This window comes from Candidatus Nitrohelix vancouverensis (assembly GCA_015698305.1).
GTDB lineage: Bacteria > Nitrospinota > Nitrospinia > Nitrospinales > VA-1 > Nitrohelix > Nitrohelix vancouverensis.
On record CP048620.1, the window covers coordinates 1,455,770 to 1,469,582 of the forward strand.

General features: G+C 53.4%; 12 protein-coding genes. 7 read left to right on the forward strand and 5 right to left on the reverse strand.

The window, feature by feature from the left end:
• Positions 1-5: 5 nt before the first annotated feature.
• The 4 genes from G3M78_06890 to G3M78_06905 all read right to left on the reverse strand — a co-directional run bounded on the left by G3M78_06890 (position 6) and on the right by G3M78_06905 (position 2,147).
• Complete coding sequence (locus G3M78_06890; GenBank protein QPJ65129.1) at positions 6-716, reverse strand: PspA/IM30 family protein; 711 nt, start codon at positions 714-716, stop codon at positions 6-8.
• Positions 717-752: 36 nt separating this feature from the next.
• Positions 753-1,148 (reverse strand): YbjN domain-containing protein, encoded by a 396-nt coding sequence (locus G3M78_06895; protein QPJ65130.1) that lies wholly within the window; start codon positions 1,146-1,148, stop codon positions 753-755.
• A gap of 94 nt (positions 1,149-1,242) precedes the next feature.
• Entirely contained in the window at positions 1,243-1,593 is a 351-nt protein-coding gene (locus tag G3M78_06900) for a J domain-containing protein (protein QPJ65131.1), read from the reverse strand.
• Positions 1,590-2,147, reverse strand: a complete 558-nt coding sequence (locus tag G3M78_06905; protein ID QPJ65132.1) for a DUF2617 family protein — start codon at positions 2,145-2,147, stop codon at positions 1,590-1,592. The genes G3M78_06900 and G3M78_06905 overlap by 4 nt, the downstream gene beginning before the upstream one ends.
• A gap of 122 nt (positions 2,148-2,269) precedes the next feature.
• Here G3M78_06905 and G3M78_06910 point away from each other — a divergent pair, with 122 nt between their 5' ends.
• Both G3M78_06910 and G3M78_06915 read left to right on the forward strand, forming a co-directional pair.
• Positions 2,270-3,466, forward strand: coding sequence for an aldo/keto reductase (locus tag G3M78_06910; GenBank protein ID QPJ66793.1), 1,197 nt, complete (start codon positions 2,270-2,272; stop codon positions 3,464-3,466).
• A 245-nt stretch (positions 3,467-3,711) separates the two neighbouring features.
• On the forward strand, positions 3,712-4,842 hold the full coding sequence (locus G3M78_06915; GenBank protein QPJ65133.1) for a response regulator: 1,131 nt from the start codon (positions 3,712-3,714) through the stop codon (positions 4,840-4,842).
• On the opposite strand, the gene G3M78_06920 is transcribed toward G3M78_06915, so the two are convergent.
• Entirely contained in the window at positions 4,829-8,116 is a 3,288-nt protein-coding gene (locus G3M78_06920) for a tetratricopeptide repeat protein (protein QPJ65134.1), read from the reverse strand. The genes G3M78_06915 and G3M78_06920 overlap by 14 nt on opposite strands.
• A gap of 133 nt (positions 8,117-8,249) precedes the next feature.
• Here G3M78_06920 and G3M78_06925 point away from each other — a divergent pair, with 133 nt between their 5' ends.
• From G3M78_06925 to G3M78_06945, 5 genes are all read left to right on the forward strand, one after another.
• Entirely contained in the window at positions 8,250-9,080 is an 831-nt protein-coding gene (locus tag G3M78_06925; GenBank protein QPJ65135.1) for a hypothetical protein, read from the forward strand.
• 212 nt (positions 9,081-9,292) lie between these two features.
• On the forward strand, positions 9,293-9,850 hold the full coding sequence (locus G3M78_06930) for a hypothetical protein (GenBank protein QPJ65136.1): 558 nt from the start codon (positions 9,293-9,295) through the stop codon (positions 9,848-9,850).
• 60 nt (positions 9,851-9,910) lie between these two features.
• Positions 9,911-10,870 carry an ABC transporter permease gene (locus G3M78_06935; GenBank protein ID QPJ65137.1) on the forward strand — a complete coding sequence of 320 codons (960 nt, stop codon included), beginning with the start codon at positions 9,911-9,913 and terminating at the stop codon, positions 10,868-10,870.
• A complete protein-coding gene (locus G3M78_06940; protein ID QPJ66794.1) occupies positions 10,864-11,826 on the forward strand; it encodes an ABC transporter permease in 963 nt (320 codons plus the stop codon). Before G3M78_06935 ends, G3M78_06940 begins: the two co-directional genes overlap by 7 nt.
• Before the next feature lie 20 nt (positions 11,827-11,846).
• Positions 11,847-13,802 carry an ATP-binding cassette domain-containing protein gene (locus tag G3M78_06945; GenBank protein ID QPJ65138.1) on the forward strand — a complete coding sequence of 652 codons (1,956 nt, stop codon included), beginning with the start codon at positions 11,847-11,849 and terminating at the stop codon, positions 13,800-13,802.
• Positions 13,803-13,813 lie beyond the last annotated feature (11 nt).

Consider the following 13,813-nt stretch of genomic DNA (forward strand, 5'->3'; position numbering starts at 1 on the left):
CTCCTTCAGGAAATTCCCATTTTTGCTTTTAACTCAGCGAGGCTGTCCGATGCTCCGGGAACGGCGCCGCCAGAGCTCAGGGCTTTGTTGATCTGGTCGTCGATGCTGGTGTTGGAGTCGGCCATTTCGCCGTAAGCTTTGGACAGCGATTCGTCTTCCTCCACCTTGGCGCGCATTTTTTCCAGCATGGCGATGGTGCCTCCCGCGTCCACCTGCGCGATCTGGGCGTTGAGTTTCTTGGTCGCCGCCGCCGTCTTGGCGCGCGCGCGCAGGGTCACGAGGTCGTTCTCATAACGTTGAATGGTGGAACGGAGTTTGTCCACATTTTTCTGCAACTGATTGGACATGTCCTCTTGCGCAATGAGTTCTTTTTGCAGACGCAGGGCCTCTTGTCCGCTGGTCTCCTTGCGCGAAAGCGACTCCGTGGCCAATCGTTCGGCTTCCGTAGGTTCGATAGCGCCGCCCTGGCCTTGTTGCAAAAGGGCCATGGCTTTTTTCTCGTAGTCTCCGGCAAGGCGTTTGTGCTTTTCAACGTCGTTGCGCATGCGAATGACGATGCCCTTGACCTGCGCCAGACTCTGCATGGCGGTGGTCAGATCTTTTTTCAGATCGCGTATGCCCTGCTCGGTCATTTTGATGGGGTCTTCGATCTGGTCGACGACGGAATGCGCTTCCGACTTGCTCCAATTGATGATTCTTGAAAATAATCCTGACATGAGCGGCCTCTTCGTTTGATGGGTTGAATACGTAAGTTATTGGGATTTTGCAAACTCAAGCAGTTCGGAGCCGTGTTCCGCCATGGCCAGGCTGAGGGCGTCGATGCTTCCTTCCAGTTCATTGCGGTCGAGATTCTCCAGTTGCAGAGTGTCGCGGAAAATGAGAATTTTCCCGTCTTCGTCGAGCGCGTAGGCGCCATGCACCAGGGAACGATTGAGTTGCAGGAGTCGTTTGTGGAATTTGGGATCGTCCTTGTTTATTTTCAGGATGACCTGTTCGAGGATCAGAATGGGGTCTTCGCAATCGACCACCAGATTGTTGATGCCGCGTTCTTCGTCGTTGATGACGCACAATTCTTCCGCTTCGTTTTCCGAATCGATGCTGAAACCCATTTCCAGCAGGTGGTTCTTTACGGTGTTGAAATAGTCCATTGATGGCTCCAGTTGCTGATAGGAAAATTTTTCAAATCACATTTATAAATTGTCGGCGTTGTTCCGGCGCAACGCCGGGCCAATGCTTTGTTCTTTATTTAGACAGTTCCTTGTTCAGCGTATGATACGCTTCGGTCAGGCGCTGGGTCAACTCTTCCGCAACCTGTTTCTTCTGCGGGTCTTGCGAATGCAAATCGGGATGATATTGCTTCATCAATCGCCGCCATGCTTTCTTGACCTCGTCTTTAGTCGCGCCCGGTTGCAATTCCAGATTGGCGTAGAATCCGGCGAGACGGTCGCTTTGCGCATTCCTCGGCGGAGGCGACTCGGGCTGGAAATAATCCTGTTCTGTAAAATTTTGTCGCGAAGGGTCCGCAGAAGCGTCCTGCCGTTCGCGCCAGTCGCCCCAGTTCGCTTTTGCGATGTCGAACAATCGTTTGATCATGAGATCAGGCTCGCCGACTCTGCCATATGCGCCGGATTCCGGCTCGAAATTCGAGTTTCGCTGAGAATTGAAAAACCGTTCTCAGGATAGGTGTGTATGGTGAAAAACCGGTTGTCGCGAACGTCGATAGCGATGCCGGTGAAGGGCGCGTCCTGTGAATTTTGCGACGGATTCTCGAAGCCATGCGAGATGCATTGCAGGGCGGCGTCCGTCGGAAGCGCGGCGCGATAGGCGTCCATGTCGATATAAAGCTGGTTGACCACTTCAATGCGATAATGGTATTTGAAACCGGCGCTCGTGAATTCGTTTTCGTGCGTCGCTCCGGGCTGGAGAGGGGTCTGGTCGATGGAATCTCCGACCAGTTGCTCGGGACCGCAGGCGATGAATTCTGTGAGAACTTCCCTTCCGGACTGACTGATGATACGGTGACTTTGCCCGATGATGGCGACGTCCAGTCGGGAACCGTTGGCCAAAGCCCAGGCCCCGCGTTTGAATATCGAAACCGGGGCGTCGTGAAAGCCGCGGAACAAGCTGAATGAAATCTGATTGTCCAAGTGTTGTTTCGCTACAATTAAAAGAAGTCGTACTCATTTTTTAACACGATTGAGGATGTGAAATCAATTGCCGAACTCCGCCGCATCGGTTGCGTGAAGCGGCGGCGCTGATGAACAGAACTATGGAATACCGACGTTTTGGAAGAACCAACGAGAGCATTTCCGTCATCACCCTGGGCGGAATGCGATTCAAAAATGTGTGGACGCCGCCGCGCGACCGATTGCCGAAGGAATCGATCGCGCATTGCATCGACATCACCCGGCGCGCGCTCGACCACGGTATCAATCATATTGAAACGGCCTACGGTTACGTCAAAAGCGAGCATCTATACGGTCTGGCGCTTCAGGAACTGAAAACGCCGCGCGAGCAGTTCAAAATGATGACCAAGGGCGCGCCGAAGACGGCGGATGAAACCCGGGAACTGGTCGAGCGGCAATTGGATGCGCTGAAACTGGACTACGTCGATTTCTACGGCTGGCACGGAATCAATAACGATGAATTGCTGGCGACTGCCGTGAAGACGGGAGGCCCGGTGGAGACGCTCCTGCGAATGAAGGAAGAGGGACTCATTCGCCATGTGGGTTTCTCGACGCACGGGCCGCTGGACGTCATCATGAAGGCTCTGCAAACCGATTTATTCAGTTTTGTGAACCTGCATTATTATTATTTTTTTCAGCGAAATTATCCAGCGGTCGAACTGGCGCGCGAAAAGGATATCGGAGTGTTTATCATATCCCCGAATGAGAAGGGAGGGATGCTCTGGAATCCATCGGACAAGGTTCGGGATTTATGCAAACCGCTCACGCCGATTCAGTTCAACGGGCGATTTTGTCTGAGTCATCCGCAAGTCACGACGCTCAGCTATGGCATCCACGAGCCGGAGCATTTCGAGCAAAACCTCGCCATCTTGACGGGCGGCTCCTACCGCGAGGAAGAGGAGGTGCGGGTTCGCCAGCGTATGGACGCTCCATTAGAGATGTTGCCCCGGCAATGCACTTATTGTAGCGAGTGTTTGCCTTGCCCGGAGAATATCAATATCCCCGAAATCCTGCGGTTTCGGAACCTGTTGAAAGCCTATGATATGGAGACCTACGGGCGCTTTCGCTACAATATGCTGGAGGAGCACGGTCACTGGTTTCCCGGAAGTTTTGCTTTTGCCTGCACGCAGTGCGGGGACTGCCTGCCAAAATGCCCTGAAAAACTGGACATCCCGGTCTTGTTGGATGAAACGCATAAAGCGCTGTTCGATCGTAAGTCCTATCTCAAAACCCAGGTCAAAAATAAGATCAAATCCCTTCTGAATTTCTTTAAAAGCTGATTTAATTTGTCTCTCTCCTGAATTACTTATGTATTTTCAATGGCTTTTCAATTAACTCCCGTTGGCCTGGCTCCAGCCTTCCTTGCCTTAGGGTGTGTCCCCTCAACTACCGCAATTTGAATAGCATTCCGAACCCCAATTTATAAAATCTGATCGGGTCGAAATTTTGTTGACCTGCTATTGGACTGGGGATAATATGTGGCCACACAGAAAGTCTAGGTAAATTAAAATATTGGGAGAAAATTATGGAATCTCCAGATATCAAACTGGCAAAAATTCTCATTGTTGACGATGAGTCTGGCAACGTACGTATCTTGAACCGGATATTGAGGAATGAGGGCTATGAAAATGTCCATGCGATCACGGACCCACGCCAGGCTAAAGAAACATGCGGCACGTTTGAACCCGACCTGGTCATTCTGGATCTCAAAATGCCGTATCTGAGCGGTTTTGAAGTGATGGATTTGTTGAAATCGGAAAATGGGAGATTGGAACGCTCCGTTCTAATTCTATCGGCTCAAATGGACCGGGAGACTCGCGTGAAGGCCTTGGAGTCTGGGGCGAGGGATTATATCAACAAGCCGTTGGACCGTAGCGAGGCTTTGTGTCGTATCCATAATATGTTGGAGACGCAAATGCTGCACCGGCAAGTTCAGGAGCAAAATTTTGCTTTGGAAAAACGGGTCAAGATGCGCACGCAACAGCTGGAGGAAACACGCCTGGAGGTCATTCATCGACTGGCGCGCGCGGCCGAGTATCGAGATAATGAGACGGGAGAGCATGTCATTCGTATGAGTATGATGTGCGCGCGGCTGGGAAAAGAAATTGGAATGAACGAGCAAGAGTGCCAGATTTTGCAGGATTCCAGTCCCTTGCACGACGTTGGCAAGATTGGAATCCCCGACAACATCCTTCTTAAGCCCGGAAAATTGTCGGAAGAGGACTGGCATATCATGAAACTGCACCCGACCATTGGCGCGCAAATTTTATCCGGCAGTAGCTCCCGCACCATGCAAATGGCGGAGGTGATTGCCTTGACGCATCAGGAGCGTTGGGACGGTTCGGGATATCCGGCGGGATTGAAGGGCAAGGAAATACCCATTGAAGGGAGAATTTCCGCGATCTGCGACGTGTTCGACGCATTGACCAGCGAACGACCTTATAAAAAAGCGTTCTCAGTAGAACAGTCGGTGGCTTTGATTAAGGAAAATCGCGGCATCATGTTCGATCCTGAACTGACCGACGCCTTCATATCGATTTTGCCGGATATGGTGAAGATCATTCAAGAGCATCATGACGATGATGAGCCGTCGCCGGAAGACCTTAAAGTCTATCGCCTGGCGGCCGTTCAAGGCGCGACGGCTAAGATAAACTGAAGGGCGTCTCTGGCGCTTGAACGGAATCGATGCAGTCGTCGTACAGACGTTGGGCCTGCGGGTAGGTATCGTCGGCTTTCAATACCTTTTTTAATCTGGGCACGGCCTGATCGCAACGCATGAGTTTGGCGTAAATCTCGCCGAGGATGAATTGCAGATGTATGTCCTCGGAATCCAGCATTTCAAAGCGTTCGCCGTACATGATGACCTCGTTGGCGATCCCGAGCGAACGATAGCTGAACACGATGCTCTGCAACACCTTTACATTATTCGGATCCAGTTCCAGAGCTTTCAAAGAATATTTCAGCGCATTATAATAATCTTTCTTCATATTGAAAAACTGCGCGGCCGAAATGAGCAGGCCGACGTTGTCGGGTGTTTCATCCAGTTTGTCGAGCAAGTCTGCGAGCGCCGTTTCCTGCATGACAACGCTGAAATTCTGCGGGTCTTTTTTTGCGGCGTGTTTGAAGTAGGATCTCGATTCTTCGCGACGGCCCGCTTCCGCAAGATTGAAGCCCATGTATAAATTCGCATGCGGCTGATCCGGATCTATCGCCAGCGCCGACTTCAGGGCGGCCATGCTTTTATCGTATGCGCCCATTTGGAAATAGGCGTGTCCGAGGTTCAGATAATTGAAAATTTGATCGGGCTCTTCCCGCGTCAATTCGACCAGCTGTTGGATTTGTTTTTCATCCGCCTGCAAGTGATAACGGAGTAAAGCCGGGTTATCCCCAATCGCCGCGGCTTCCATCAACTGACTGCGGTTGGCGTACATCACGCCTCTCTGGTAGAGGTCCATGCGATGGTAATATTTTTCAAAAATTTTACGATCCTCGGCGGAGAGATTCTGAATGCGTTCGGAAATGTCGTCGAATGAAGAGCGGTTGAAGACGTATTTCTCCTGAGCGGACAGGTCCACCACGCGACCGAGGTCGAGGTAGAACTCGATATACGGCCGATTGTCTGTAATAACGGGAGCGCGCTGGCCCAGTTCTTCAATCTTGTCTTCCAGATACCAAAGGTTGCTGAGGAAATCATACACGTTGGCGATTTCGATCTGCTCGAGCAAGGCTCGCGTCTCTTCGTGATTTTCGATGCGGCGTTTGAGGGTTTCGAAATCGAGGGTGATCGGCTGGTCGGAACCGATGATAAGAATCTCATTGGCGACGGACATCCAGGCCAGCGAATGCGGAAAGACTTCGTGGAAGGTCTTGAAATGCATGTCCACTTCTTTTTCGCCCTGCGAATGCATGGGAATCCATTGCGCGACAATGCCGCCGGGCTTCAGACGGTTTTTAGCGGCTTCGTAATACTCTTTGGTGTACAGGTTGACGGTGCCCGCAGTGCGCGGCGGCGGCGGTTCGGCGGTGATGACGTCGTAACGCTTGTCGGTGGAGAGCAGATGGTTGCGCCCGTCTTCGATGATGAAGCGGACCTTGGGATTGCCCAGCACGTTGTGGTTTTCTTTCGCAAACACAGCGCCTGAGTGAATGACTTCAGGCGACAGGTCGACGGCGTCCACGGCTCTCGTTAGAGGATGAATAGCGGCGGCTCCGGTGGTCTGTCCCGTGCCAAAGCACACCACCAGCACGTCGTCCGGGTTGGGAGACAGCAGGATCGGGACGTAGGCGAACAGCTTCATGTAGCGCGTGGCGATCAGGTTCGACGCCGACATGGAGATGCCGTTGGTGATCAGCCGTTTGGCGTCCGGGTCGAGAATGCCGTAATTGTCCTTGAACACGGCGACGGTGTCGGTCAGCCCTTCCTTGAAATAAAGCAGTTGCTTGACGTTGCGTTTGCCTGCGCTGTCGCGCATGAAAAAAGACTGGAGCAGGTTTTCCGGGATCATCACATTAACGAACAGGATGAGTCCGGCAAACACCACGGTCAGCCCCTTGCGGACGGGCAGGGTCAGATAAGGTCCGGTGCGAAACAGCAGGGTCGCGGCAAGCAGATTCAATGCGGCGATCGCCGTCAGACTTTGCTGAACGCCAAGACGCGGCAGTAAGAAGAAACCGGCGGCCAAAGAGCCGGTGATCGCTCCCAGCGTGTTGAAGGCATAAATCCAGCCGGTGCCTCGACCCACTTGTTCTTTGTCCGGGGAGATGATGCGGATGAGGATGGGAAAGCTCATGCCAATCATCGCCGTCGGCAAGAGCATCAAAAATGTGGAATCCGCAAAATACTGCCGGAAGGCCTTGAAGGGTTGTTCCAGGTTGTAGCTGTTCCAGGGCGCGGATAAAATCAGTTCCATATTGTATATGGAGATGATGACGTAGAGGCCGACTCCCAATTGCAGGAAGGCAAGCCATTTTCTCAGGTCAATCGACCGGGTCAGCAGGGGCGCGGCGACCAGGCTTCCAAGCACGATGCCGAGCAGGAAGACGGCGAGCATCATGCTGAATGAATAGACCGTGCTGGAAATGCTGAAGACGAGCAGACGCGTCCAGAGAATTTCGTATGCCAGAGCGGTGAAACCGCACAGAAAGCTGATGCCGATCCACAGATTATTATCTTTATTCCAGACCAGTTCGGGGCGTTTGAAAGCGGGCCACTGAATCTTCGGGGCGTCGTCGCCGCGTTCCTCCTGATAAATGCGAATCGCGCCGATACCGATGACAAGGTTCAGGAAAGCGGCGAACAGAACGGTTTGCAAGACGCCGAAAACGCTGATGAGGAAAAAGCCCGTCGCCAAAGCGCCCACCGCCGCGCCGAGGGTGTTCAATCCGTATAAAAGTCCTATTTGGGCGCCCAGTTTAGCGCTGTTTGTGACGGCATATTTGCTGATGATGGGCAGGGTTGCGCCCATCAGAGTGGTCGGAACGATCATGAAAACGATCGCTAAAACGGCTTTTGCCAGATTGTTCGCCGCCGTCGAGTCGGGCAAAATCAGATGCACCCATGAATAGATCAGGTCAAAATTGGCGAACAGTAACGACAGCCCGGCCCCCGTCAAGGCGATTAGAATTTCAATCCAGCCGTATACCAGAAGAGGGGCGGGGGAATCCGGCGGGCTTGCCGGGTCCTGATTTCCATTGGCGCGCGCAGGGACGACGCCGACAGGTCCCCTGGGGCGACAAAGCGCGTCGACCCAGGCGCCGAAATAAAACGCTCCCAATCCCAGCCCGGCCATGAATGCGCACAAGACGACGGAAACCGAATACACGGTGTGCCCAAAAGTGAGCGTGAGCATGCGCGTCCAGATGATCTGATAAATCAGAGCGGAGACGCCGGATGTGAAAAACAGCAAATAAACGATTGGGGAACGTTTCATGAAAATATTATAATCCATTATGGAAGCAGGGAGTCTTTAAAGCCTTCCAAAATAATTGACATTGCCCTGCGCATCAAGTAATTATTTAATATCAATCCTTTTATTGAATTCAGGCCCAGGAGAATCCCATCAAATGAGCGAGCAAGCAAATCCTGCTGAGGTGATTGATCATCCTTACGCAAAGGAAAACGGGGTGGAGTGGTCGTTGGACGCCTGGGAGCGGGTCAAACACGCTCCTGAATTTGTCCGACCCGGTATCCGCAAATTAATGGTTCAGCGCGCCATGCGCCGCGGTTATAAGTTGATCACATCCGATTTTTTGACCGACATTCGCAATGAATCGATGATGCTGGTCTCCAAACGAGTCAAACAGTTCGGTTTTGAAGAATTGTCGATGGGCGCGTTTGAGGAAGCCAAGGAAAAGATGAAGGAAAGCCCTCGCAAGGTCGAGGTCATTGAAGAGATCACGGATTTTCTCGATCAGCGCACGCAGAAAAAAGACGATATCATCGAGAAATTCAAAAATTATATGGACGTCGCCCCGACTTCGGGAATGCCCTGGACCAAAGAAGCGATGGCCAAAATGGAAAAAGTTCCGCCCTTTGTACTGGGCATGGCCAAGCAGACCATTGAGGCGCGGGCCCGAGAACGCGGCGATAAAATGGTGATGCCCGATATCATCGAAGAAGTGTTCGACAATATCATGCCCGCATCCGCGAAAAAAGCGATGGGCATGGAAGTGACGGAAGAGGACGAGGCGCGCGACGAGGAATACGCCAATAAAGCGGACGAGCCGGTGGTGACCGCGTTGAAATGGACCGATGATGCGGTTGAAAAAGTCAAACGCATTCCGATTCCCTTCATCCGCAATATGGCGATCAAACGCATTGAGCAGGAAGTGTCTAAAGAAGGAAAAGACGAAGTGACCCTGGAGTTATTTGATAAATACCGATTCACCTTCTAAGGAGTTATATTGTATGTCTCTCACTGCTGAATGGTTCGCGCCAATGGGCGTGGTTTTGATCGTCGCGACGGCGATCCTGATGGGTATGCGTAGCGCGATGACGGCGGTTCGTATCAAAAATAACAATGACGCAAGGCGTCGAAAATAGCTTTTAAAGATTGTTTTCTTGAATCTGTGAGTCCGCAACCTGCGCGGGCGATTGAGTTTTGTTTATGATTGACGACGACGGGGAAGGGTCCGAGCCGACGGAGAACGAAACTCCTACAGGCGGAATGGCGGAGACCGACCTTTTCATGGAAATGCTGGATGCGGTCGAAGACGATATCGCCGATTTTGAATCGCGCAATATGGACCTCGGCGCCAATGAATGCGTGTTCCTCATGTTCGCGTATCTGAAAGGCTATTGCAAGGAAGTCGGCGTTAATTTCAACGAAGTGTTCCAGAGTTTTGAGCGGCTGGACAAAAACTGGTCGCTGGAACACAGGCGACCGCAAGCGCCGGATCATCTGGTATTGAGTCTCAGTCAGAAAGAGCGGCGTTTGATGATCGATCAGGAGCTGGCTCCGGATTATCTGATCGACCGCATTAAAATCGCGCCTCTGGAAGGCAATGGGGATTCGAACTTCAAATATTCCGTTGGCGAGTTGGAAGAGCTGGAAGATTACCTTGCGGCGGAAGTGGACGACTCTGAAGACGATCAACTGGGCGAAGAATTGGGCGTCATTCGCCTGAAAATTTTTGAGACCCTTGAAGAACATTCCTCAAAATAATCCGTATTTCCCCTCAATAAGACGTCAGGCGCAACGCGCGCCTGAAGCGAAGCGGGTCTGATGTTTCGATTCATTCTTAGAAGCGTTGGCCAGCGAATCATCCTTCTGGTTTTCATTTCCATCATCTCGCACGCCATCATTCATCTGGCGCCGGGCGAGCCGAGTCTGGTCGATCCCTCCAATCCCAGAATGAAGCCGGAGGACATTCAGAAAATCCGCGCCGCGTTCCATCTCGACGAACCCCTGCATATCCAGTACGTCTACTGGCTCCGCGATCTGTTCAAAGGGGACTTGAAGTCCTTCAAAGACAATCAGCCTGCGCTGGAAAAAATAGGCGAGCGTTTTTTGAATTCCCTGCCGCTGTTCATCGTCGCCACCCTGCTGACCTGGACGCTGGCGTTCCCGCTCGGCATCCATTCCGCTCTGCGTAAAGGCTCGACCTTTGACAAATCGACCACTTTTCTATCCTATGCGTTGATCTCCATTCCCGGATTTTTTCTTTCTTATATCTGCATCATCGTCATGGTCAAACAGTTTCACATTCCCGTCATCGGCATGGAGACCTTTGGTCTTGAAGAAGCCGACGCCTGGTCGCGGACGATGGACCGACTCGCGCATATCGCCATTCCCGCCCTGATGTCGGCGGTCGCGGGTATCGCGATACTGTCGCGTTATGTGCGTTCGCAAATGCTGGAAGTGATCGGTCAGGACTACATTCGCACCGCGCGCGCCAAGGGCCTGTCCGAAGACGTGGTGGTGTATCGACACGGATTGAGGAATGCGCTTCTCCCCTTCATCACCATGTTCGGACTGATGATACCGGGATTGATTGGCGGTTCCGTCATCATAGAAACGATTTTCGCCTGGCCGGGCATGGGGCGTTTGGGTTACGAAGCGATTCTGGCGCGGGATTTTCCGGTCGTGTTGACGCTGAATTTCATCGCCGCCATTCTCGCCCTGGTGGGAACGTTATTATCGGATATTTTGTACGCCGTGGTCGATCCGAGGATCAAATTATGAAAAGTCCGGAGACTGCGACATTGGATGCGCCTCAGTCCGCCAGCCTGTTTCACGAGAGCTGGGGCTTTTTCAAAAAAGACAAGATGGCTTACTCCAGCTTTCTGTTTCTGGTCGGCCTCGGTATTTTTGCCGTTCTTGGAAAAGCGGCGACGGCATGGATCGCCGCGTTCGATCCCTCTGCGGTGCGCCTTGCCGATAAATTCATGGCTCCGTTTTCGGCCTACCAAGGCGCTCCGGGAGACACGCCGCCGTTGTTTGGAATCTACTGGATGGGAACGGACGAATTGGGACGCGACGTTTTGTCGCGCATGCTGGAGGGAACCTCGGTGTCGCTCACCGTCGGTTTCATCGCCGTGGGAATCGCGATGGCGGTTGGTATTTTCATGGGCGGCATCGCCGGATTTTACGGCGCGAAGAAAATCGGATTCGTCACCGTGGACACGCTCATCATGCGCTTCGTCGACATCATGCTGTGCTTTCCCGCGTTCTTTCTGATTCTCACCGTGGTCGCATTGTTGCCGCCGAGCATTTACAACATCATGATCGTGATCGGCCTGACCAGCTGGATGGGCGCGGCGCGATTCGTGAGAGCGGAGTTTCTGGCGATGCGCGAACAGGATTTTGTGGTGGCGGCGAAAAGTCAGGCGATACCCGAATGGCGCATCATCTTCATACACATGGCGCCCAATGCGCTGGCTCCGGTTCTTGTCTCCGCCGTGATCGGCGTGGCGATGGCCATCCTGACGGAGTCGGGCCTGAGTTTTCTCGGCTTTGGCGTGCAACCGCCCGACGCCACCTGGGGCAATATTCTGGCGGACGGCAAGCAGTTCATTTTTGATGCGCCCTGGCTCACCTTCATTCCCGGTTGCGCCATCCTTGTGGTGGTGCTGGCCTTCAATCTTTGCGGCGAAGGTTTGCGTGAAGCCTTCAATCCCAAACTGCGCGAACGCCGCTAGAAAGGCCGAACGAACCGCTCATGATTTACCTGCGAGATCTTTCAAAACGTTTCGGCTCCAAACTGCTGTTTGAAGGCCTCAACCTGCACCTGCGCCCGCGCGAGAAAGTCGGGCTGGTGGGAGAGAACGGCGCGGGCAAATCGACCCTCTTCAAGATCATTGCCGGACAGGAACTGCCGGATGCAGGGCAGGTGGACTGGAAAAAGGGCGTGCGCTCCGCCATGCTCACCCAGGAACTGGAGCAGGAAAATGTCAGCGCGCTGGAACGCGCGCTTTCAGGACTGGAACCTTATTATCAGGTGCGGCGCGACAAGGAACGTTGCGAAGCCGACGAAGCCCTGCATCGGGAACGACCCGACGAGTGGGGCCGCCGTCTGGCGGAACTGGAAAACGAGTTCCAGCATTTGGGCGGAAGCGAACTGGAAGCCCGCGCCAAGAAAATTCTGCAGGGCCTGGGTTTCAAGCCGGGAGAAGACGCGCGCCCGCTGGAGGAATTTTCCGGCGGCTGGCGCATGCGCGTGGAACTGGCGCGGCTGTTGTTGCAGGCTCCCGACTTGTTATTACTGGATGAACCGACCAACCATCTCGACCTTCGGTCGGTCGTCTGGCTGGAATCCTTTTTACGATCTTATGAAGGCGCGCTCCTGCTCATCTCGCATGATCGCAGGTTTCTCAACGCCCTGGTCGGGCGCATCGCCGAACTGGATCGCGGCGTGTTGACCGTCTATACGGGGAATTACGACCGCTACGAAACAGAGAAGGCCGCCAAGGAAGAACGTCTGGCGGCGGAAGCGCTCAATCAGGGCAAGCGCATCGCCGAGATTGAGCGTTTTGTCGAACGCTTCAGGGCCAAGAACACCAAGGCCAAGCAGGTTCAGAGCCGTGTCAAAATGTTGGATAAAATGGAGCGGGTGCAGGTCGCGCAACAATCCAAATCCGTTCATTTTCGATTTCCACAGCCCCCGCGCACCGGGCGCATGGTGGTGCGTTTGACCGATATTGGAAAATCCTATGGCGCGGTGGAAGTGTACCGGGATTTTTCCATCGAGCTGGAACGCGGTTGGCGCATCGCGCTGGTGGGCGAGAACGGCGCCGGAAAGTCCACTTTGCTCAAGCTCATGGCGGGCGTTCTCGACGCCGATTCGGGACAGATCGAACTGGGTTCGAATGTGAGCCGCGCTTATTACTCACAGCACCATTCCGACGCGCTGAATCCGAACCACACGGTGATGGAATCCATGGAGGAAGTCGCCGGGCATTTGACGCGGACAGAGAAACAGAATCTGCTAGGCGCTTTTTTGTTTTCAGGCGATGATGTGCAGAAGAAGGTATCGGTGCTTTCCGGCGGAGAACGCTCCCGGCTGGCGTTGGCGCGTCTTCTGGCCCATCCGTCTCCGCTGATGTTTCTGGACGAGCCGACCAACCATCTGGATATGAAAACCTGCGAGATTCTGGCGGCGGCTCTGGCGGATTTCGACGGCACGCTTTGCGTGATCTCGCATGATCGTTTTTTTCTCGACGCGATCATCGACCGGGTCTGGGAAGTGGACGGCGGCGGCGTGAAGGAATACTCGGGAAACTATTCCGAGTTTGAAGCGGCCAAGGCCATTGAAGCGGAACGCGCAATGGCCCTGAAGACGGATAAAGACAATCAAAACGCATCGCCGGGCGGCGATAAAGAGCGCAAGCGGCGAGAGGCCGAAGCGAGAAACCAGAGGTACCGAACGCTCAAACCTCTCGAGAGTCAGTTGAGCAAGACTGAAACCGAACTCGAACGGGTGATGGACGCCAAAAGCGAAATGGAGCAGGAACTCGCCGGTCCCGATGTGTATGAAGATTCGCAAAAAGAACGCTTACGAAGCTTGTTGCAACGATGCGCCGAACTGGATAAGGAAGAGACGGCATTGCAGAACGAATGGACGCGACTTACAGAACAGATCGAACAGCTGGAACAAGAGTTGATGGAAGAAGCGTGATTTTTCGAAAG

What these genes read in the sequence shown, in the direction of transcription:
- G3M78_06890 (QPJ65129.1), bottom strand. Translation starts at nt 716, where the DNA reads ATGTCAGGATTATTTTCAAGAATCATCAATTGGAGCAAGTCGGAAGCG.
- G3M78_06895 (QPJ65130.1), bottom strand. Translation starts at nt 1,148, where the DNA reads ATGGACTATTTCAACACCGTAAAGAACCACCTGCTGGAAATGGGTTTC.
- G3M78_06900 (QPJ65131.1), bottom strand. Translation starts at nt 1,593, where the DNA reads ATGATCAAACGATTGTTCGACATCGCAAAAGCGAACTGGGGCGACTGG.
- G3M78_06910 (QPJ66793.1), top strand. Translation starts at nt 2,270, where the DNA reads ATGGAATACCGACGTTTTGGAAGAACCAACGAGAGCATTTCCGTCATC.
- G3M78_06915 (QPJ65133.1), top strand. Translation starts at nt 3,712, where the DNA reads ATGGAATCTCCAGATATCAAACTGGCAAAAATTCTCATTGTTGACGAT.
- G3M78_06920 (QPJ65134.1), bottom strand. Translation starts at nt 8,116, where the DNA reads ATGAAACGTTCCCCAATCGTTTATTTGCTGTTTTTCACATCCGGCGTC.
- G3M78_06925 (QPJ65135.1), top strand. Translation starts at nt 8,250, where the DNA reads ATGAGCGAGCAAGCAAATCCTGCTGAGGTGATTGATCATCCTTACGCA.
- G3M78_06930 (QPJ65136.1), top strand. Translation starts at nt 9,293, where the DNA reads ATGATTGACGACGACGGGGAAGGGTCCGAGCCGACGGAGAACGAAACT.
- G3M78_06935 (QPJ65137.1), top strand. Translation starts at nt 9,911, where the DNA reads ATGTTTCGATTCATTCTTAGAAGCGTTGGCCAGCGAATCATCCTTCTG.
- G3M78_06945 (QPJ65138.1), top strand. Translation starts at nt 11,847, where the DNA reads ATGATTTACCTGCGAGATCTTTCAAAACGTTTCGGCTCCAAACTGCTG.